Origin of the sequence: Paraburkholderia rhizosphaerae, from assembly GCF_004366595.1 — a bacterium.
Lineage (GTDB): Bacteria > Pseudomonadota > Gammaproteobacteria > Burkholderiales > Burkholderiaceae > Paraburkholderia > Paraburkholderia rhizosphaerae.
Genome location: NZ_SORE01000037.1, coordinates 34,205 through 55,002 on the forward strand (window position 1 = coordinate 34,205; position 20,798 = coordinate 55,002).

Consider the following 20,798-nt stretch of genomic DNA (forward strand, 5'->3'; position numbering starts at 1 on the left):
CGCGCAGGATTGGGACCAGCGCAAAAGCACATGATGTGATCGGGGCTGGAACACGCGCTTATTTCTTCGGGCTTATTTCTTCGACATATCTTCCGCGCTCAGCGCATCGCGCACTGCCCATACAACCTTATTCCAGTCGCCCAGCGCCGGTTGCCTGAACAATCGCGCGCTTGGGTACCATGGACTGTCGTCTCGATCAAGCAACCATCGCCAGCACGTGTCGAAACGATTCATGATCCACACCGGCTTGCCCATTGCACCCGCCAGGTGCGCGACGGCGGTATCAACGGTGATCACCAGATCCAGAGTGTCGACGAACGCAGCGGTGTCCGCGAAGTCCTCAAACTCGTCCGTATGATCGACGACGCATGCGGCCAGATCCGGGCGCTCGCGCAATTGCTGTGCGGCGGGTCCCTTTTGCAGGCTATAGAAGCGAGCGTGCGGCACATCGAGGATCGGCTTTAGCGTATCGAGCGCCATTGAGCGCCGCGCATCGGCCTTCCGAAACTCCGCGACGTGCGGACGGTTGCCTCCCGCCCAGACGAGGCCTACCTTCGGCATGCGCGCGTCGGTGCTCGCGAGCCGCGCGGCCCAGCGTTGCGCACGAGCAGGGTCCGCGAAGAGATAAGGTGTCGCGCACGGTATGTTCGCGAGTTCAGTCCCGAACGCGAGCGGCAAACTCAGCAGTGGAGTGTGGCAGTCAAACGGTGGCAACGGTTGGCCTGCTTCGACAAGGTCGGCGACGCCATCGAGTGTTGCGAGCAGCCGTATCAGTTCGCCAGGCGCTTCGAGAATCACTTTCGCGCCCATCGCAGCAACGAGCGGCGCATAGCGGCAAAACTGCAGCGTGTCGCCAAGCCCTTGCTCGGCGTGCAGCAGGATCGTCTTGCCCGCGAGCGGAAATTCGCCGAGCCACAACGGTTGAGCAAAGCCGCGCCGGGAAGCCCGCGTCCTTTCGCGCTGCCAACGCCATTCGTATTCTGGCCAGCCCTCTTCAAGCCGCCCCATTTGCAGCAGACACAGCGAGTAGTTCCAATGCGCCTCCGCTGCATCCGGTACCAGCGCGAGCGCGCGCTGGTACGACTGCAGCGCTTCGTCGTGATGCTTCATGTCGACTAGCGTGACGCCGAGGTTGTTCCATGCGTCGACGAGCCCGGGCGCAAGTTCGAGCGCGCGCTGATAACTCGCTTGCGCGTCCAGCGGACGGTTCATATCGCTCAGGGCATTTGCGCGATTGCTCCACGCATCGGCATAGCGGGACTGCAACGCGATGGCCTGATCGCAGCTTGCCAGCGCATCGGCAGGACGTCCGAGGTCCCTCAACACACAGGCCCGGTTATTCCATGCTTGCGCGAACCCGGGCTGCAGCGCGAGCGCTTTATCAAAGCTTGCAAGCGCTTCGGTTGCGCGGTTGAGTCCGGCAAGGGCGTTGCCGCGATTGTTCAGTGCGTCGGCAAAACCCGCTTCCAGCGCCAGCGCCCGATTCGCGCTGGCCAGTCCATCGTTGAAGCGGCGCTGTGTGTTGTACGCGTATGCGAGGTTCGAATGAAGCGGCGCTAATTTGCCATTGATCGATACGGCCTTTTTCAGCAGCTCGATGCCTTCATCGATGCGCCCCGTCTGCAATGACAGGGCGCCGAGCAACTGGATTGCATCGATGTGCATCGGGCGCAGGGCCAGTATCTGCCGATAGATCTCCTCCGCTTCGGTATGCGCGCCGTTTTGCTGCATGGCTACGGCCTGATGCAGCATTGCATCGAGTTGACGGGGTTGGACTTTGTGATGGCTCATAGGCGATCCGTGATCAACGCTGTAATGCCGATCGTCTCCAGGACTGACAAGATCCGATTGATACGATCACGCATGCCGAAAATGGCTGTCGGCCAGCAACGGGCATCGAAATTATCCCTGATGTCGATCGGATCGTGTGAACGGACGCTTACCGAAGCCGCAAACGTCAGATGCCTTGTCCGCCCGACACTTCGATTCTCTGCGCAGTGACCCAGCGATTGTCCGCACCGAGCAGACTGGCGATCATCGGGCCGATATCGTCCGCCACGCCGACGCGCGTCATCGCCGTGATTCCCGCAAAAAATTGATTGAACTCGGGCGTATCGCGCACAGCTCCGCCGAAGAAGTCGGTCTCGATGGCGCCCGGCGCAACGACGTTGACGGCAATCTTACGGCTCCCCAGCTCCTTTGCCATGTACACCGTCAGAACTTCGACTGCCCCCTTGACCGCTGCATACGCGGACCATCCCGGTGCGGACATGCGAGTGAGTCCGGAAGACAGGTTCACGATCCGTCCGCCATCTTCGATCAGCGGCAGCAACGCCTGCGTCAAAAAGAAGACCCCCTTGAAATGGACATCGACCAGCTTGTCGAACTGGGCTTCTGTCGTGTCCGCGATCGCTGCGAAATCGCCGTGTCCGGCGTTGTTCACAAGGTGATCAAATGCGGATCGCCGCCAGTTCGTACGCAATGCGTCGCGCAAACGGCCGGCGAAATCCGCGAAGGTGGATACGCGGCCGGTATCGAGTTGCAGCGCAATCGCCTTGCGGCCCAGCGCCTCGATTTCGGCGACGACTTCGGCGGCGGCGTTCTGGTTGTCGAGATAGGTCAGCACGACGTCGCCGCCCTTGCGCGCAATGTTCAGCGCGGTGTTTCGGCCAAGGCCGCGGCTCGCGCCGGTGACGACCGAGAGGGTGTTCATTTGCAGGCCCCAGTTGTGGTGAAAGTGGAGCCATTGTGTCGACGGCTAACGTCGTCGAGTAGTGCGTTGCCGGATGTTTGACTGGCAACCGTCGGTTACCAATCAGCGTCGACTCCCGTTTAGCTTCGCCATTTTTCTTAACGCGCTCACTGGCACGTGGAACTCGCCCGTGACACCTAACCGATCGATCGAGAAGTCGATGAAACGGCGCACGCGGCGCGGCATGTTGGTCCGTTGCGCGTAGTACATATAGAGCCCCATGCGTTCGCTCGTCGACCCGACGAGCAGCGGCACCAGCTGTCCCGCACGTAACGGCGCGGCCGCGTTGACGCTATCGATTTGCCCGATTCCCACACCCGCCAATACGGCTTGCATCTCCGCCTCCGGGTCACTGCAGCACACGACGGGCGACATAGTTTTGAACACGGTCTCGCCGCCCACATGGAACTCCCATGGCATCGGTTGTCCAGTGCCGGGTTGGCGATAGCCCACGCAACGATGCTCCGCGAGATCGTCGATGCGCGCAGGCGCATTGCGCGTTGACAGATAGCCGGGAGACGCGCACACGACGAGCTGAATGGGAAACAACCGACGCGACACGACCTGCGAGACCGGCGCATTGCCTGCCTTGAAACCGACATCGATGCGCTCGGTGACCGCGTCGGTCAGGCGATCTTCAAGCAGCAGGTCGAAGGTGACCGCCGGATAGAGCGCGCTGAATTCGGCGATGACCGGCATCAATACTTTGCGGCCGACCGCGCCGGCCGCACTGATGCGAATCGGCCCCTCGTCCTCGTAAGCCGCGCTGCGCACGCGGCTCATCGCGGCGCGCACGCCCTCCATGCTGTCGCGCACGGATTCCAGCAGCCGCGCTCCGTCATCGGTCAATGCGCTCTTGCGCGTCGTGCGGTGAAAGAGCCGCACGCCGAGATGTTCTTCGAGCTGACGGATCGCCTTGCTAACTGCCTGCGGTGTGCTGCCCTGCGCGTGCGCGGCCCGGTTGAAACTGCCCAGTTCCGCAGCGCGGATAAAGGTGGAAATCGCTCGAAGTTCGTCCACGGCGGCTCTCTGATGGGCGGAGCCGTTAGCTTAGCAAACGCGCACGCAGTCGGTCACGCAGCCCGTGCAAGGAGGTGGGCGAGGCGGAGGCGGACAAACGCACGTTGCGTCACCAGGGATCGCGACTTCCCGGTTCATCAGCTTCGCGAATGAATGGCAATGATTTCCTGCAGATCGAGGTCGCGCTCCAGCGCGTGTAAAAGCTCGTCATGGATCTGCCCGGCGCGATGAAGCCGGAGCAACTCCGCACGTCCGGCCGCGATCGCGGAGAGCACAATGTCGTAATGCGCGTGGCGAGCTTCAGTCGGAAAGGCCTCCATGCCCTCGAAGCGCGTCGTGAGCTCGGCGCGGTATGTGTACTGCTCCAGCAAGCGTGGATGGATCACTTCGCCATTCGCGTCGCGCACGAGCGGCTGAATCGCTGCGAGCTGCGCCGCCTCCAGGCGCGCCCACGCCTGCGGCTCGCTCAAATGGCCTGACTGGCGCTCGTGGCCGCGCTGCAGTGAAAGCCACGCGATCAGCGGGCCGATCGTCGCGCCCTGCAGCAGCACGGTGACGAGAATCACCGCAAATCCCGCGAACAGGATGAGATCGCGGCCCGGCATCGTCTCCGGCAGGGACAGCGCGACCGCCAACGTGACCACGCCGCGCATGCCGGCCCAGCTGACGACCGTCGCGGCGGCCCAGTCTGCGGCGGCGGGTTCGCCGTTACCGGTAGTCTTGCGTCGCGACACGGTCCACGCGATCCACTTCAGCGATTCAATGCCGAACACCCAGACGAAGCGCGACAGGATTACGACGGCAATTACCGCGAGCGTCGCGGGGCCGAGCAGCGAGAACGCGTCGCCCATACCGCCGAGACGCACCGCGATGCCCCGCAACGACAGCCCGATCAGCACAAAGACGAGCGCCTCCAGCACGAACACAACGACTTGCCAGAACGCGGTGCCGCGCATGCGCTGCGAGGCCGTGAGCGCCTCGTGCTGATGCCAGCCGACGACCATGCCGCACGCGACGGTCGCGATAACGCTCGATACGCCGAGCATCTCTCCCGCGACATAGCTGACCCAGGACGTGAGTATCGATGTGGTGATGACGAGGTAATCGTCTTCGAGCGCGTGCATCAGCTTGACGGCAACGAAGCCCGCGACGCCCCCAACGACGACGCCACCGAGCGCTAGCCCAGCGAAGCTCGCGACCGCGTGCGGCGCGCTAAACACGCCGCTCAACGCTGCCGTCAGCGCGAAGCGGAACAGGACGATGCCGGCCGCGTCGTTGAGCAGACTTTCTCCTTCGAGCAGCACCATTAGACGGCGCGGCAGCGCGACGCGCTGGAGCACCGCCTTGGCCGCGACGGCATCGGGAGGCGAAACCACCGCACCGAGCGCGAAGCATGCGGCCCACGGCAGATCCGGCACGACGAAATGCACGGCGACGCCGACCACCAGCGTGGTGAAGCCCACCGCGCCGATCGCGAGCAGCAGGATGCCGCTCAGGTTGCGCTTGAAGTCGTCCCATACGAAGAAGTAAGCGCCGTACATCAGCAGCGGTGGCAGGAACACGACGAGCACGAGTTCCGGGTCCAGGTCGAACTGCGGCAACCCGGGCACGAAAGCCATCGCTACGCCGCCGACAAGCAGTGCGGCAGCGGGCGGCAGGCCCACGCGCTTCGCGAGCACTTCAAGCGCGATAATCGCGATCAGCAAGACGAGCATCAGATTGAATGCGGTGACAGCGTGCATGAAGTGTCCTTGTTATCGTGGTGCGCATTCTTGTACCGCGATGTTCGATCGCCAGGTTGCTGTCGCATCGCAAGCCGTCTTGGCCGCAATGACAAACTGCCGCTATCGCGCAGGCAGCGCTGACGAGCGCATGAAGATTACTCAATGACCGGCGATCTGGCCACCATCAACATGCAGAATTCCGTCCGCCACGAATGACGCCGAATCCAGATACAGGATCGCTTCGACAATCTCGCTCATTTCTCCCATGCGGGCCAGCGGGTGCAATGCGCCGGATTTCGCGTACAGGCTGCTGATCGAAGGCGCACGTTCATGCGATCAGATCACCAAAGTCCAACGGCAACGCCTCGAAGCCATCGATCGTCAGATCGCGGATCTGCAGCGGCGCCGCATGAGGCTCATCAAGACCTTGTCGGAAGGCGCGTTCCCACCGGTCGACTGAGACGGACCGGCGGTTTGACAACGTTCAGGTTCAGCTCGATTCGGCCAACGCGACAGCGTCGGCGCCAGCGGCAATGCGGACCGGACACGATGGGTCGTTCACCGCGCGCCACACCGCTTCCGCTACATCTCGCGCCCGCGTCACCGGCGAAGGCTGTCCCATTCTCGCGAAGATACTTTGTGCGAAGGCCGCGTACGCGTCAGGGGAATTGCCTTGCATGCGGGAGCGCGCGTTTTCGCCGAACGAAGTGTCCGGCGCCCGGCCAGGCAGCACCAGGCTTACGCGCACGTTGAACGGTTGCAGTTCCAGCGCCAGAGACTCGGTGAACGCATTGATCGCCGCTTTGCTCGCGGTATACACCGACAGCAGAGGGAGCGACTTCAACGTCACACTTGACGTGATGTTCACGACCACGCCTGCGTTGCGTTGCCGGAACTGAGGCAGCACCGCCTGCGTCATCGCGATGGTCCCGAATGTATTCGTCTCGAAGACCTCGCGGGCAATTTGCATCGAGGTGCCTTCGAGCGCGGCCAGCATACCGATTCCCGCGTTGTTGATCAACGCGTCGATCGGCCCTGCGGCCAGCACGGCGTTGCGGATGCTGTCCGGGTCGGTCACGTCGAGGGCGAGTACACGCAGGCGTTCGGAACGCGGCATGAGATCCTCGCGCGGCGTACGCATCGTGGCGATGACCTGCCAGTCGCGATCGAGGAAATACCGGGCGGTTTCGAGGCCGAAGCCGGACGAGCATCCGGTGATGAGGACGGTTTTCATTAGGACACCCTGCAGGTGGATTGCGGAACCGAAACGATAAGCCGCCACAGCTGGACTTGCTACAATCGAAAGTCCACATTTCATTTGCGAGAGTCCGGTCATGACCGATCCTCTGGCCGAGGTCGTCACGTTGCTCCAACCTGGCGCGCGATTCTCGAAAGTCGTCAACGGCGCGGGGTCCTGGGGCGTGCGCCGCTCGGAAGTCGGGCAGCCCTTTTACTGCGTGATCCTCGAAGGTTCCTGCCGCCTCGCGGTAGACACCCAAAAGGCAATCGCCCTCGAGGAAGGCGACTTTGTGCTGATTCCCGCGGCGAATGACTTCACGATGTCGAGCCTCGTGCCGGTGAAGTTGAAGGACTTCGATACCGCTCCGGTTGCGTTGTCCCCAGGCGAATTCAGAGTCGGTGTTCAAAGCGGCCCGCCTGATGTTCGATTGCTGGTGGGCCACTTCGCATTCGGCTCGCCCGACGCGGACTTGCTCGTTTCGCTGCTCCCGCAATTGGTGCACGTTCGCGCACAGAAGAGGCTGGCCACGCTCGTGCAACTAGTGGGCGACGAATCTCGCGCACAACGGCCCGCGCGGGATGTCGTGCTGGCACGACTGCTGGAGGTGCTACTGATCGAAGCCCTGCGATCCACCGCGGGCACGGCGGCGTCGCCTGGCCTGTTGCGCGGGCTCGCCGATGAGCGCCTCGCGGTAGCCATACGTCGCATGCATGAAAACCCGACCGAGCCCTGGACCGTTGCGCAACTGGCGAAAGAGGCGGCACTGTCGCGCTCGGCGTTCTTCGAGCGATTCAGCCGTGCGGTGGGCGTCGCGCCGATCGAGTACCTGCTCGCGTGGCGCATGGCGATGGCGAGGCAATTGCTGCGGCGTAACGAATGCAGTGTTGCGGAGGTGGCGCAACGCGTCGGCTACAGTTCCGGGAGCACCTTTAGCGTTGCATTCACCCGCCACGTCGGGCTGTCGCCGACGCGGTATGCCCAGGAGCAAAGCCGAGCTTCGTCGTTGTAGTCGAAGTCGCATGAGCGGGCGTTGGACCTGTCGAGCATGCCCAGCCACACCCAGCTGCGCGCGGTGCGCACCTCACAGTGTGCCACCGCAAATCCGATCACAGAATTAATTGGCTCTCCGGACTGGACGCGGCTATTGAGAATGGTGAATGTCGCTTCCGGATCAAATGCGCGGACAGTCAGCTCCCGCTGTCTTCATTCTGCGATGCGCTTGAAGCTCGCATAGTAATCGTCGGTGTAATAGCAGTCATTGGTCTGCTTGCGCGGTCCGCCGCATACGATCCTGCGCTGCCCCCGATCTGTCGAGCCGGGCGTACGAACCGTATACGCATGGTAGTAGCCGCGTGGATGCTCGGGCAGCAAAAGCGCACTGTTCCGGAACAGGACGCCGTCCTCGCTGAACGGGTAGGGGCCGCCCGCTTTGATCAGCCGCAGTGTTTCGGCTGCTTCCGCGGGCAACTGTGCATGGGTGACGGTGCCCAGCGCGCCCGTTTGTTTCGCGCCTGACGCCGCGGGCGTATCGCTCGCGCCCTGTGCCGGTGCCTCGCTCGCGGACGCCGCGGATGCCGCCGATGCGTCGGTGCCGTTTCGCGATCCTTCCTTGCTGCATCCTCCGAGGAGCGCGCTCATGACGACGATGCAGGGGAAAACCCACACTCTTTTCACGAAACGGTTCCTCCTTTTGTTGACCAGAAGTGGACGACCAGGATCGATGTAAAGGTATCGCTAATGGCTAAGTGAATCAATGTTCGACCGGACACTCGCCTCGCAGAGTCGTCAGAGATGAAGAGGTCATCATTTTTCGACATCGGGAACGGCGAGTCGTAGTATTCTTGAGCGGCTCTCATTGCTCCGCAATGAGAGCCGCAGCTTCGCAGTGTCACTTCAAATGCTGCGTGGTTCTAAAAGAATCATGCTGGACCGATAGCCTGCTTGTCTGTCGCCTGAATTCCCGGCAGAGGCGGTATTCACCCCAGCTATCCAGCACCCGCCATATCTTCGGAAGCGTGAATCAGATCGCAAACAAGCGACGCCCGGCAACTCCCTGCGGGTGACCTGATCTCGCATAGACGGACCATTTTCTGCGAGGGCATCCATGAAAGCGCTGTTCCTGCAGGCACCTTCGTTTGACGGCTTCGACGGCGGAGCGGGCTCACGCTTCCAGACGAAGCGCGAGATTCGATCATTCTGGTATCCAACGTGGCTTGCCCAGCCCGCTGCGCTGGTCGAGGATAGCCGCGTGCTGGATGCTCCCGCAGATGGGCTGTCTCTGGAGGCGTCTCTTGACATTGCGCAGCAGTACGAGTTGGTCATCATTCATACAAGCTCACCGTCATTCGCGAGCGATGCCCGATTCGCGGAGCATTTAAAACGACGTCGACCCACTATCCTCGTCGGGATGGTCGGGGCAAAAGTCGCCGTCGATCCTCAGGGCTCGCTGACCGCGAGCGAGGCGATCGACTTCGTGTGCCGTGAAGAATTCGATTTCACCTGTCGAGACATCGCGCAGGGGCTCCCGTTTGAGTCGATTCTCGGTCTCAGCTATCGTCGGCCCGACGGCGAAATCGTGCACAACGAAGCCCGGCCCATTCTCGAAGACATGGACCAGTTGCCGTTCGTCGCGCCGGTCTACAAGCGCGACCTGACGACCAAAAATTACTTCAGCGGCTACCTCAAGCATCCGTATGTGTCGCTCTACACGGGGCGAGGCTGCAAATCCCGGTGCACGTTTTGTCTCTGGCCGCATACGGTCGGGGGGCATCGCTATCGCACGCGTTCGGTCGAGAACGTTCTTGAAGAGGTGAAGTGGATCAGGGACAACATGCCCGAGATCAAGGAGATCATGTTCGACGACGATACCTTTACCGACCTGAGACCGAGAGCCGAAGAGATCGCTCGCGGTCTCGGCAAACTAGGCGTGACGTGGTCGTGCAACGCGAAAGCGAATGTGCCTTATTCGACCCTCAAGGTGATGAAAGATAACGGCTTGCGGCTCTTGCTCGTGGGCTACGAATCCGGCGACGACCAGATTTTGGTAAATGTCAAAAAGGGGTTGCGGACCGATATGGCGCGCAAGTTCAGTGACGATTGCCGCAAGCTCGGCATCAAGATCCACGGCACCTTCATTCTCGGGCTTCCCGGCGAGACCCACGAAACGATCAAGAAGACGATCCAGTTTGCAAAAGAGATCAATCCCCACACGATCCAGGTGTCACTCGCTGCGCCCTATCCGGGCACGGTCCTTCATAAACAGGCGGTCGAGAATGGCTGGCTGAGCGAAAGCAAGGTCATCGCCCTTGTCAATTCTTCCAACGGGACGCAGCTTTCAACGATCGGCTACCCGCATCTGTCGCGCGAAGAGATCTATCTAGGCGTGGAGGATTTCTACAAACGCTTCTATTTCAGGCCGACGAAGATCTGGGAAATCGTCCGCGAGATGCTGGTCAGCTGGGAGATGATGAAACGACGCTTGCAAGAAGGCGCGCAGTTCTTCAAATTTCTCAGGGAACACAAGGCATGAGCCACTATGCTCCGAGGCACAGCGCTAACGGCGGCGTGACCGCATGTCGACCGCCGGTTCCGCATCGGTGCGGCTTAGCCTGGACGCGTAGGGCGCGTGGCAAGCCAGTTCGATGATTCGGCACGCTGCCACGCAAGAAGTCCAGGAATGTAAATCAGCAGGTCGCGAATCCGTCTCGCGCCCGCGAGCGCGAGACATGTCGAAGGATCGAGGCCAAGGGCGCCGCCAATCAGAATGAAGCCACCCTCCTGCACACCCAGGCCGCCGGGCACGAAAAACGCCGCGCTGCTCACCGCCTGGATCAGCGATTCGATGACCACCGCTTCGACGAGGCTGACCCGCGCACCGAGAAAGTAGAGCGCGAGCCAGATTTCCAGCGAAGTCAGCACGCATTGAAGCGGCTGCCAGAAGAACAGGTAACGCAACACGACACCTCGCCGACGCCAGATCAGCTTGATCGTCTGATCGATTTGCGCCGATCGCCCGATCAGCGCGGCGAGCTTGCCGCTAGTTATCCGGTTGAGCACGCGCGTGATCCGTTCGAACGGACTCGCATGCTGAACCAGAGCGAACAGCACCAGTAGCGGCGCGAGGAGCGCCACCCCCCACGCCAGTTGACCGGCGAACCGCGCCGCGCCAGATTGCGCATTGGTGAGCAGAAAACCGATCCCGAACATCGTGAAAAGCAAATGGCTGATCACTGTCAACTGCATATCGACGATCAGGCTGGCTGCGGCAGTCGACGACCGTACGCCTCGCAGCCGCAGCATCCGGAATGAGACCACCTCGCCGCCGACGCGCGCGACCGGCAGCATGCAATTTACCGATTCGCGTACCCACACCAGATGCAGCATCGTCAGCATGGAGGGACGATGCCCGCGGCGGATCAGTGTGCGCCAATCGATAGCGTTGACGAGCATCGGCAGCACGTGCACCAGCGCCGCCAGCAACAAGCCGGCGCCAGCAGTTTGCAGCGCGTGGAGCACGGCGGCGGGATTGTCGCGCAAAACGAGCCACAGCGACGCGATCAGGCCGACGAGCGCCGCGATGCGGCCAAAATGCTTCATCATGCCAGTGCCCATGAGAGGTGCTGCACAGCGCGGCTCGTGCGCGCAAATCGCTTTTGCTTCATCAGCCGATTACCTGTTTGTCCTGAACGGCCGACAACAGGCCGTCACGGTCGACTTCGAAACGCAAGCCGCGCCACGTCACACGAGATGACCCAGAAACTCGCGACGAATGTCGCAAATCAGACTATATCGCACAGGGGCGACAGCCAGAGTTCGCAATGTCCCTGACGTTGCGTGTTCCTGCTGCCGGTCGGTGCCGCGCACGAACTGTTCCGTTGCGGGGTGACGAACCTCGACATTTACGAGGCGTCCGAGCGCATCGGTGGACGGTTGCGCTCACAACCGGTCGACGGACAGCACACCGTTTTCGCACTCGGCGCGATGCGTATTCCGATGTTCCCGCAAGCCACCGGCCCGGCAGCAGCCGCTGCACAACCACGATGCCTCGTTTTCCAGCCCCTTCAATTTCAAGTCAGCCTATCCGCAGCGCTATACCGAATGCTTTACCGTGTGACGAGCGGCGCACTGGCCGTGTCAACAGGCGAGGGGCGCGACAATCCGCGCCTCCAGCGGCGAGCCAAGCGTCTCCAGAAGACGAAGCAGGGCGCCCAAAAGCCTATCGTTTAATGGGGTGGAATAGATCCCTCGTAGCCCGGAAACCGACGATTCACGTGGTAACCGCTAGAATTGCGACTTTAGCCCGGAATACACGAATGCCTTTTGCCTCGCTTGGCCTGATCGATCCCTTGCTGCGTAATGTGCACGATCTCAATTACCAGAGGCCTACACCAGTGCAGGCCAAGGCGATTCCTGCTGTGCTGAGTGGCAAGGACGTCATGGCGGCCGCACAGACCGGCACAGGCAAAACGGCAGGTTTTGCGTTACCGCTGTTGCAACGGCTTGTGCAACACGGCCCCGCGGTGTCCAGCAACCGCGCGCGTGTTCTGGTACTGGTGCCCACGCGTGAGCTGGCCGAACAAGTGCTGCAAAGCTTTATCAAATATGGCAAAGGCCTCGACTTGCGCTTTCTTGCCGCCTACGGCGGTGTGAGTATCAACCCGCAGATGATGACGTTGCGCAAAGGCGTGGACGTGCTCGTTGCCACGCCGGGCCGTTTGCTAGATCTCAATCGCCAGAACGCCGTACAGTTTGATCAGGTACAGACGCTGGTGCTGGATGAAGCCGACCGCATGCTGGATCTGGGCTTTGCGCGCGAACTCAACACCGTCTTTGCTGCCTTACCCGATCGGCGCCAGACCCTGCTGTTCTCCGCGACGTTTACCGATGATATCCGCGCGATGGCGGCTGGTGTTTTACGATCCCCGGTCAATATCAGCGTCAGCCCGCCCAATGGCACGGCCAGCAAGATCAAGCAGTGGGTGGTGCCGGTGGATAAAAGGAACAAGCCAGACCTCTTCATGCATCTTGTGGCTGAGAACAACTGGGAGCACGCGCTTGTGTTTGTCAAAACCCGCAATGGCGTAGATTACCTGGCGGCCATGCTGGATGAAGCGGGTTATGCGGTCGACACCATCCACGGCGATAAACCGCAACCCGCGCGCCTGCGTGCGCTGGAGCGCTTCAAGACGGGTGAAGTACAAATGCTGGTAGCCACCGACGTGGCTGCGCGTGGGCTGGATATCGACGACCTACCGCTGGTGATCAACGTTGATCTGCCGATCGTGGCGCAAGACTATGTGCACCGTATTGGCCGTACCGGCCGCGCGGGCGCCAGCGGCGTGGCGGTGTCCCTGGTGTGTGCCGACGAAGCGCCGCAACTGGCCGCGATTGAAGCGCTGATCCGGCGAACGCTGCCCCGTGAAGAACAGCCGGGTTTTGAAGCCGAACACCGCGTGCCGCAAACTAGCGCGACGGGCGAGATCATCAAGAAACCTAAGAAACCGAAGAAGCCTAAAGTGCCGCACGCTGCGCCGAACCCCTTGCCGGTGCTCAGCAAAAAACCGCGCTCGCAAGACGGTGAAAATAGAAGCAAGCCTGCGGCGCAACACGCTGTGGCCGCGGGTAAAGGCACGAGCTTTTCCAGCGGTAGCCCATTCAGCGTGCAAAAGCCACGCAGCAAGCCCGCCAGCAAGCCAACTGCGGGTTCACGTAGGCCGACTGGCAAACCCGCTGGTGGCCGCGGCAGAAGCGAACCCTGATCTTTGGGGATGAGTAACGCAAGTCCCGAAACAGGCCGGCTGTCCGCTTCTCGCACGAAACCGTCATTTGATCGGTTCATCACGAACTACCGCTGCGGGTCGTCAAGTGCGCATTGCCTGGACCTCGTAACGGCGTGCACCGTCGCGGGTTCCGACGATCAGCGAAACGGATGCTTCACGAGGCCGGCACGCAGATGGGACATCTGGGTGCAAAGACTCGGGAGCTTATCGCCCTCGCGGTCGCCGTCACGAACCGATGCGATAGCTGCATCGCGAAACATGCCAAAAAAGCCACGGACCTGAGAGTCACGGAAGCGGAAATGGCAGAATCACTCGGCGTCGCGGTTGCTATGAACGCGGGAGCGGCGCTCGCATATCTGGTTGTGCAATGGACGCGTGCCGAGACCTGTCGGGAAACGAGTGATCGCTTTCGACGACGCGGCTGCCTGGCAGCAGTCTGATGATGCTGGATGCATCGGACTGCAGCCGGCCTCGTGGTATCACCGGAGGCGACCGCTTGCTGGTCTATAGAAGTCCGAGGCCGCCGCCGCGCGCAACCGCTTGTCATAACGGACCCACTGCCGGCCGACGCATAAAGTTATTTGATTGTTTTGTCGATAGAACAGCGGGAAGTTGCCCCTCGCGCTGACCCGGCGCACATGCCAAAACCGGCTCAACAGAAAAAGAACCGGTCGAACGAGACTGATGCAAAAAACAAGAGATAGCCGATGACTGGTGTCTACAACCCGCTGCTGGTCTGCCTTTCGTTAGTCGTCGCATTCCTTGCCTCTTACACGGCCGTCGAACTGTCTGGTGGCCTGAATGCGCTCGCGAGCACAAAACGGAAGCCGCTATGGCTCGTCGGTGGCGCACTATCCATGGGCGTCGGCATCTGGTCGATGCACTTCATCGGCATGCTCGCTTTCTCGCTCCCGATCGCCGTCGGCTACGATTTCCCCACCACCGCAGCATCGCTCTTTCTTGCGATCAGTGTGTCGCTGATCGCGCTTGCTACCGCGAGCCGAGGCGCGCTTTCGCGCACGCGTCTTTGCGTCGCCGGGACGATCATGGGGGGCGGCGTGGCTGCGATGCACTTCACCGGCATGCACGCGATGCAAATGTTCCCGGAAATCGAGTACACAGATTGGAAAGTCATGCTCTCGGTGGGCGTGGCGATCGCCGCCTCGATAGCGGCGCTCTGGCTTGCCTTCACGCTGCGCATGCCAGATGTGGAGAATCTCGTCATCAAGCGGCTCGGCGCGGCTTGCATCATGGCGCTCGCGATCACCGGCATGCACTATCTGGGCATGAGCGCAGCGAACTTCGCCGCTGGCAGCATTTGCCTCTCGGGCGATAAGCTTGATGCGAACTGGCTTGCGCTCGTCGTCACGGCGACATCATTCGTCATGCTGGTCGGCACGCTTGCCTTGCTCGGCTTCCACACGAGCAGTCTATCCATCTCGCTTAAGCGCGCGAACCGCCAACTGCATTATCTGGGTACGCATGACGCATTGACGAATCTCCCCAACCGCCAGCAGCTTTCGTTGCGTATCGCGCAGTCGGTTGCGGAATGCTCTCGCACGGAATCGCTGTTTGCTGTGATTTTCATCGACCTCGACGGTTTCAAGTCGATCAACGATTCGCTCGGCCACGGCGTGGGCGACGACTTGCTGCAAGTGTGCGCCGAACGTCTGCGCCAGAATTTGCGTCCAACCGACATGGTTGCCCGGCTCGGTGGCGATGAATTCGTAATCGTGCTCGCGGATCGGGTCGCGGCATCGTCCGCTGAAGCGGTCGCCAATGACGTGCTGCGACGACTGAGCGAAGAGATCGTCGTCAACGAATTGCCGCTACGTGTTGGTGCGAGTATCGGCATCGCGTTTTACCCTCGTGACGGCAGCAATGCCGACGAACTTCTGCATAGCGCGGACGCCGCGATGTACAACGCGAAGCAGAACGGGCGCAATACATTTCGTGTATTCGAGCCTCAAATGAATCACACGGCGCTCAGGTCGCTGACCCTGCAACGCGATCTGCATCGTGCGTTGAGCGATGGCGAACTGAGCGTGTCGTTCCAGCCGAAGTTCAGTGTCGTATCGCAATCGGTGACGGGCGTCGAGGCGCTGATTCGCTGGCATCATCCGGATCTCGGAGAGATCCCGCCGCTCGAATTCATCCCTATTGCGGAACGCGCGGGCCTCATCGTTGAGATCGGCGATTGGGTGCTTCGCGAGGTCTGTCGCAACATCGCTATATGGGACACGCACGGGCTCCCTGCGATTTCTGTCGCGGTGAATCTTTCTCCGGTCCAGTTCAACGTACCAGACCTGATAGCCCGGATCGACGCGCTGATCGGCGCAGCCGGTGTCGATCCGAGCCGCTTGATGTTCGAAATCACGGAGACGACCGCAATGCAGAGCATCGAGAGGACGAGCAGTACGATCGAAGCCCTGCAGTCGCGCGGTTATACCATCGCCATGGACGACTTTGGCACCGGATATTCGAGTCTCGGTTATCTGCAGCGCTTCAGGTTCGACCAGATCAAGATTGACGGGGCATTTACGCGTGATCTCGATACTGGCGGCCAGCGCAGCAGCGCATTACTCTCCGCTATTGTGACACTCGCGCGCGCGTTGCAGATCGATGTCGTCGCGGAGGGCGTCGAGTCGGAGTCGCAAGTCCGCACGCTCAGCGGCCTTTGCTGCGATCAGATGCAGGGCTTCCTGTTGAGTCGGCCGTTGCCTGCCGCCGAATGTCTTGAATTCCTGCGTCGTGCCGCCGACCGGATCGTCGCGACTGCCGGTCCCCCCGCCACGTTCGTAGGGTAAGGTGGGCGACTTGGTCATCCGGAACAGGCGGCGCTATTGTCGCTCGCGAGGTCGGTAGCGAGCGGTAGGGCAGAATACGATTGCACACCTTAAAACAGGGTTAGGCGGAAGCGGCCTGCCGGCTTCGGTCGCCAGGACCGAGGTGCTAGCGAGACAACTTTATTGCAGGAAGACTGATGAAGAAAGGGAAGACAAAACTTACCCGCCATGATGCTGAGCGCCTCTTCGAGGGGTTGCCCGGCGGGAACGTAAAAGTATCGCGCCGCCCCGAGAATCCATTCGAAGCAGGAGCGTTCGACGTGGTCGAGCGCGTCGACGACGAAACGAAACTCTGGAAAGACAACCTCATTACGCTTCCGAAGGCGATCGCGTTGCCTGCTGGCTACGAGTCGGTGTCTCACATGCGCGAGGCAATGGTCCGGGCATGGCGCGTGAAGTGGATCAGAGAAACTGAAAACGAGGTTGTCACTGAATTCCCGGAAGGATGGAAAGCCGTTCGCCCGGAAAGCGGACCCATCGAGCTGCGCGATCCGTCCGGCGTGGTCCGCGCGTTGTACGGATGGGCTGCAGATGCTGAACTCAAGATTCTGCCGCGGTATCTGGTCGAATCACAGGCGAACAGTTCGAGCGGATTAGGCAGCCTGCTTGTCCGTGATCGTGGCAACGGTCGAATTCTTGAGCGGTCATCGATCTGGTCCGCTCAGACCGGTACAAATCATCCAGATTGGAGCAGGCTGTCGGCGTGGCTTAACTTACGCTATCCACAGCATTGTGATCCGTTGCGATACTGGGAAGATTGCGAGGAGAACATCCGGAGTTGATTTACTTTGGAAGGCGTTGTTCCTGAGGCAAATTAATCAGGCAGCTGAGGGAATCGAATGCAGGGGTCTATGCCTCGTTGCCGCTTCCACGATCGACCTGTCTAGCGACGTCGGAGTCGGTCAAAGCAAGTCAGCGAAGCGGTGTTATCGACGACCGTCAGCGGTGACCGGACTGGTGGGTTCGGCCAGAGGAGTAAACCGCTCGCGCGGTAAGGGGCGGCGGCCAGCGGTAGCTGCAATGGAGAGGAAACCGACTCTGTTGTCAGCCACCTTAGCGTCGGCATCAGTCGATGGCGTCAGCCTGCTCGACGGGTAGCGGCTTCGGGACAGCGTACGTCGTCTGGACGCGTGTGCGACCGGCAATGATCGTGTCGAAACTGATCGAATGGTTTCCCGCACACGTGAACCGGTTACTGCGGTGGCTGGCGTGGCAGGTTGCCGCGCCGCACATAATCTTCGAGGTCCACTCACGACATGCCGGATCGCGATAAGCGGCAGGCCTCTGAGGTCGGTGTCGGGAATCCCGGGGATCTGATCGATGTAATTGGAGGACGATGACAACGTCTGGAAGGGGTGGCGGGGTCGAACACCTGGCGACGGCGAGGCGCTTCCTGCCGTCCGTGAGGCGCTTACGGCGTGCCGTCATGCCGGGTAGTAGCATTAGCTCCGTAGTTCGTCCGGCCAGCGTGGCGGACTTCCGCCATAGGACGATTGTTCATGTTACGGCGTCGCTTAATTATCTCCGCGGCCGCGGTCGCAATTGTCTTAAGCCTTGTGCTGACCGGCTTGGGCATATGGGGAGGCACAGTCATTGTCTCGCTTATGTCCGAGCGTCTTCTGCGTGAAGTGACGCAGAGCGTGCATCGTGAACTCAATCATTTCGTCGGCAGCACCGAAAGAGCTGTCACCCGATTAAGCAATGAGCTTGTCCAACGAAATGTGCCGCTCGGCGACCCGCAAGCCGTCGCGAGGGAACTGTACGCATCCTTGAATAAGGGCGCCGATGGCGACTGGTTGTTCTTCGGTAACGAATCCGGCGGGCTGGTGTCCGCAGGAACGCTGACAGACCACAGTACCGTCTTCCTGATGACGGATGACTTCCGGGCCGGTGTGATACGGGAATTTGAAGCGTTGCCAGCTGGTAGGGTCGGAAAGTTACGTAAATCGGGGGATACGGTCGATTTTCGTGGAAAGGTCTGGTACCAGCGGGCGAAAGAGACGCGTAAACGGCAATGGACCGGTGTCTATATGGGTGCCATCGAGCCTGTCCTAGGCATGTCACTGGCAGCCCCTGTCTTCGACAAAGACGGCAATTTTGTCGGCGTATGTGGGACGGATGTCCTGTTAACTCAGCTTTCAGAATTCCTGCAAACACTCGAGGTCAGTCAAAACGGGCGGGTCTTCATCATCGATGCCTCCGGACAACTTGTCGGCGCGTCGGGAGGCGTGTCACCCATCACCTTTGACTCGGATGGCAAACAGAAGCGCGTGCGCGCCCCCGACGCTGCCGATCCGATCGTTCGTGAAACAGCCGGCTTTCTCGATCGGCATCCCGAGCTCACCCATTTATCGGCGCCAGGGCCACGCATATTTTCCTTCAGCGCGCCGAAAATCGGGCGCGTCTACGCGGCTGTCGATCATATTCAAATACCGGTTGACTGGATCGTCGTTTCAGCGCTGCCGGCGTCAGATTTTCTGGGCCCGGTGTATCGTGCCGCCTCCCTGTCTATCGGCATCGGCTCCGTTCTCGTCGTTTTCCTCGTCGTCGTCGGCTCCCTCGTGGTCAAACGTATTCTGCGGCCCCTTGGCACTCTGACGCAGACCGCGCAAGCGGTCGCCCGAGGCGAATGGGGGGACATCCCGGAGATACGGCGAAATGACGAGATCGGGCTGCTCGCGCGGGCCTTCACGCTGATGACTGTCCGCCTCAAGGAGACGCTGGAAGGTTTGCGCCGCAGCGAGGCCAAGCTGGAAGACGCTCAGCGCGTCGCGCACGTCGGATACTGGGAACGCAATCTCGACACGAAAACCGTAACGTGGTCCGACGAAACTTATCGCATCTTCGGGATCACTCCCGGTGCCGACCCGCTCACGCCTGCCACCATCCTGGATCGGATACACCCGGAGGATCGGCCAAAGTGGATCAATGCGGTGGCAAAGGCAATCGATGGCACCTGCCTCTATGACATCGAGTATCGCGTTATTCGGCCCACCGGCGAAGTGCGTATTGTCAGCAGTCGGGGCGACCTGAAGCGCGATGAGACGGGCGCTGCCCGAAGCTTGTTCGGTACAGTGCAGGACGTCTCCGAACAAAGACGCGCCGAAGGGGCGCTGCGTGACATGCAAACGGAGCTGGCACACGCGAACCGCGTTGCGACAATGGGGCAACTCACGGCCTCGATTGCGCATGAAGTGAAGCAGCCGATTAGCGCGGCGGCGGTCAATGCCGCGGCGGCCTTGCGCTGGCTCGATGCGCAACCGGCCAATTTGCAGCAGGTGAGGCAGGCGCTTGATCGCATCGTCAATGATGCGATGCGAGCCGGCGATATTATCGGCCGGATTCGTGAGCTGATCGCGAAAGTACCGCCGCACAAGGATGAGGTGGACATCAACGACGCGATGCGTGAAGTCATTGAGCTCACGCGTGCGGAAGCCGCAAAGCAGGGAGTCTCGGTGCATGTGGAGCTGGGCAAGGACTTGCCTCGAGTCTACGGAGATCGCGTGCAACTGCAGCAGGTGATGCTTAATTTGATCATCAACGCGATCGAGGCGATGAGCGCAACAGACAAAGCGCCGCGCGACTTGCTGATTAGCACGGGCCTGGATTCGACGCAGAGCGTGTTGATCGCCGTCGCGGACTCCGGTCCGGGACTACCGTCAGACGCGATCGAACAAATCTTCGATCCGTTCTATACCACCAAGGCCAGCGGTTTAGGCATGGGTTTGTCGATTTGCCACTCGATCGTCGAGGCACATGGCGGCCGGATAACGGCAAGATCCAATGTATTTTGCGGCGCTGTGTTTGAGCTTGCCCTCCCTGTGCATCCGTGCAGCACAATTGGACCTGACGCGGCGGATGTAAGGTCCAATGAAGGGTTGAGACCGCAAAAACAAAAGGGCCATGATTGAGATCAGGCGTCGGCGGAACAGAGGCTCACTTGTCCAATGCGCCTTCGGCATCGCACTAGAGTTCACGCCGCGTGTAGCAGGGAGGCACCTTGCAAAACGTTGCGAGTGCATCCATTCTCGATCGTTTAGGTTTCCACGCCCCACGGCAAATTTGCGATTTGCCAGTCTGGCTTCAAAGCGAAGAGGTCTATCCACCATCGACCGCAGGCATCTGCGCCAGGCTAAAAGGATCAGCAGAACGGGCGACTTACCTGAGAACATCAAGACCACGACCGAAACGGGAAACGCGGTGGAGATTACAACACCCATCGTCAACGGCCGGATGTTGCGCTCAATCGTGCACCCGAGACTAAGCGCGAACACCCGTACCGGGGCAATGACCGCGATCGCCGGCGACACATTACGCCGGTCATCAACGGGACGAGATGAAAGTAAGCGCTAATTTGAGCACACTGGATCGCTGCCTGTGCTGCATTGGGAACTAAAGACGGTTACTTTTTACCCCAGTTATTCCATGCCATGCGCA

14 protein-coding genes and 4 pseudogenes are annotated in these 20,798 nt (G+C 60.7%); 9 read left to right on the top strand and 9 right to left on the bottom strand.

Annotated elements, in window-relative coordinates; genetic code table 11:
- Positions 1–72: 72 nt before the first annotated feature.
- The 5 genes and pseudogenes from BX592_RS30895 to BX592_RS30915 form a co-directional block, all read right to left on the bottom strand.
- Entirely contained in the window at positions 73–1,791 is a 1,719-nt protein-coding gene (locus tag BX592_RS30895; protein WP_166676516.1) for a tetratricopeptide repeat protein, read from the bottom strand.
- Between the two features lie 166 nt (positions 1,792–1,957).
- Positions 1,958–2,713 (bottom strand): SDR family oxidoreductase, encoded by a 756-nt coding sequence (locus BX592_RS30900; RefSeq protein ID WP_134197090.1) that lies wholly within the window; start codon positions 2,711–2,713, stop codon positions 1,958–1,960.
- A 102-nt stretch (positions 2,714–2,815) separates the two neighbouring features.
- Entirely contained in the window at positions 2,816–3,772 is a 957-nt protein-coding gene (locus BX592_RS30905; RefSeq protein ID WP_134197091.1) for a LysR family transcriptional regulator, read from the bottom strand.
- A gap of 137 nt (positions 3,773–3,909) precedes the next feature.
- Positions 3,910–5,514, bottom strand: coding sequence for a Na+/H+ antiporter (locus BX592_RS30910; protein ID WP_134197092.1), 1,605 nt, complete (start codon positions 5,512–5,514; stop codon positions 3,910–3,912).
- 141 nt (positions 5,515–5,655) lie between these two features.
- Positions 5,656–5,799: pseudogene (locus BX592_RS30915) on the bottom strand (3-oxoacyl-ACP reductase); the annotation flags it as partial.
- 4 nt (positions 5,800–5,803) lie between these two features.
- On the opposite strand from BX592_RS30915, the pseudogene BX592_RS34690 reads away from it, so the two are divergent.
- A pseudogene (locus BX592_RS34690) lies at positions 5,804–5,956 on the top strand (MerR family transcriptional regulator); the annotation flags it as partial.
- 30 nt (positions 5,957–5,986) lie between these two features.
- Here the strand turns inward: BX592_RS34690 and BX592_RS30925 are convergent.
- The gene (locus BX592_RS30925; RefSeq protein ID WP_134197105.1) at positions 5,987–6,730 is read right to left on the bottom strand and encodes an SDR family oxidoreductase; all 744 of its coding nucleotides are present in this window, start codon (positions 6,728–6,730) and stop codon (positions 5,987–5,989) included.
- Between the two features lie 100 nt (positions 6,731–6,830).
- Here BX592_RS30925 and BX592_RS30930 point away from each other — a divergent pair, with 100 nt between their 5' ends.
- Complete coding sequence (locus BX592_RS30930) at positions 6,831–7,745, top strand: AraC family transcriptional regulator (protein WP_134197093.1); 915 nt, start codon at positions 6,831–6,833, stop codon at positions 7,743–7,745.
- 194 nt (positions 7,746–7,939) lie between these two features.
- On the opposite strand, the gene BX592_RS30935 is transcribed toward BX592_RS30930, so the two are convergent.
- Positions 7,940–8,410, bottom strand: a complete 471-nt coding sequence (locus BX592_RS30935; protein ID WP_134197094.1) for a ribonuclease — start codon at positions 8,408–8,410, stop codon at positions 7,940–7,942.
- 430 nt (positions 8,411–8,840) lie between these two features.
- Here BX592_RS30935 and hpnJ point away from each other — a divergent pair, with 430 nt between their 5' ends.
- On the top strand, positions 8,841–10,265 hold the full coding sequence (gene hpnJ, locus BX592_RS30940) for a hopanoid biosynthesis associated radical SAM protein HpnJ (protein ID WP_134197095.1): 1,425 nt from the start codon (positions 8,841–8,843) through the stop codon (positions 10,263–10,265).
- A 74-nt stretch (positions 10,266–10,339) separates the two neighbouring features.
- On the opposite strand, the gene BX592_RS30945 is transcribed toward hpnJ, so the two are convergent.
- Positions 10,340–11,335 carry a flippase-like domain-containing protein gene (locus tag BX592_RS30945; protein ID WP_134197096.1) on the bottom strand — a complete coding sequence of 332 codons (996 nt, stop codon included), beginning with the start codon at positions 11,333–11,335 and terminating at the stop codon, positions 10,340–10,342.
- Between the two features lie 234 nt (positions 11,336–11,569).
- On the opposite strand from BX592_RS30945, the pseudogene BX592_RS34965 reads away from it, so the two are divergent.
- A pseudogene (locus BX592_RS34965) lies at positions 11,570–11,734 on the top strand (FAD-dependent oxidoreductase); the annotation flags it as partial.
- 135 nt (positions 11,735–11,869) lie between these two features.
- Here the strand turns inward: BX592_RS34965 and BX592_RS35070 are convergent.
- The gene (locus BX592_RS35070; RefSeq protein WP_341804909.1) at positions 11,870–11,947 is read right to left on the bottom strand and encodes a hypothetical protein; all 78 of its coding nucleotides are present in this window, start codon (positions 11,945–11,947) and stop codon (positions 11,870–11,872) included.
- A 101-nt stretch (positions 11,948–12,048) separates the two neighbouring features.
- Between BX592_RS35070 and BX592_RS30960 the strand changes: the two genes are divergently transcribed.
- The 5 genes and pseudogenes from BX592_RS30960 to BX592_RS30980 all read left to right on the top strand — a co-directional run bounded on the left by BX592_RS30960 (position 12,049) and on the right by BX592_RS30980 (position 20,272).
- Positions 12,049–13,494, top strand: coding sequence for a DEAD/DEAH box helicase (locus tag BX592_RS30960; RefSeq protein WP_134197097.1), 1,446 nt, complete (start codon positions 12,049–12,051; stop codon positions 13,492–13,494).
- A 167-nt stretch (positions 13,495–13,661) separates the two neighbouring features.
- Positions 13,662–13,955, top strand: a pseudogene (locus BX592_RS30965) (carboxymuconolactone decarboxylase family protein); the annotation flags it as partial.
- Between the two features lie 267 nt (positions 13,956–14,222).
- Positions 14,223–16,322 (top strand): putative bifunctional diguanylate cyclase/phosphodiesterase, encoded by a 2,100-nt coding sequence (locus tag BX592_RS30970; protein WP_134197099.1) that lies wholly within the window; start codon positions 14,223–14,225, stop codon positions 16,320–16,322.
- Between the two features lie 176 nt (positions 16,323–16,498).
- Positions 16,499–17,143 (top strand): hypothetical protein, encoded by a 645-nt coding sequence (locus BX592_RS30975; protein WP_134197100.1) that lies wholly within the window; start codon positions 16,499–16,501, stop codon positions 17,141–17,143.
- 822 nt (positions 17,144–17,965) lie between these two features.
- Entirely contained in the window at positions 17,966–20,272 is a 2,307-nt protein-coding gene (locus BX592_RS30980) for an ATP-binding protein (RefSeq protein ID WP_208328002.1), read from the top strand.
- Positions 20,273–20,798: the final 526 nt, after the last annotated feature.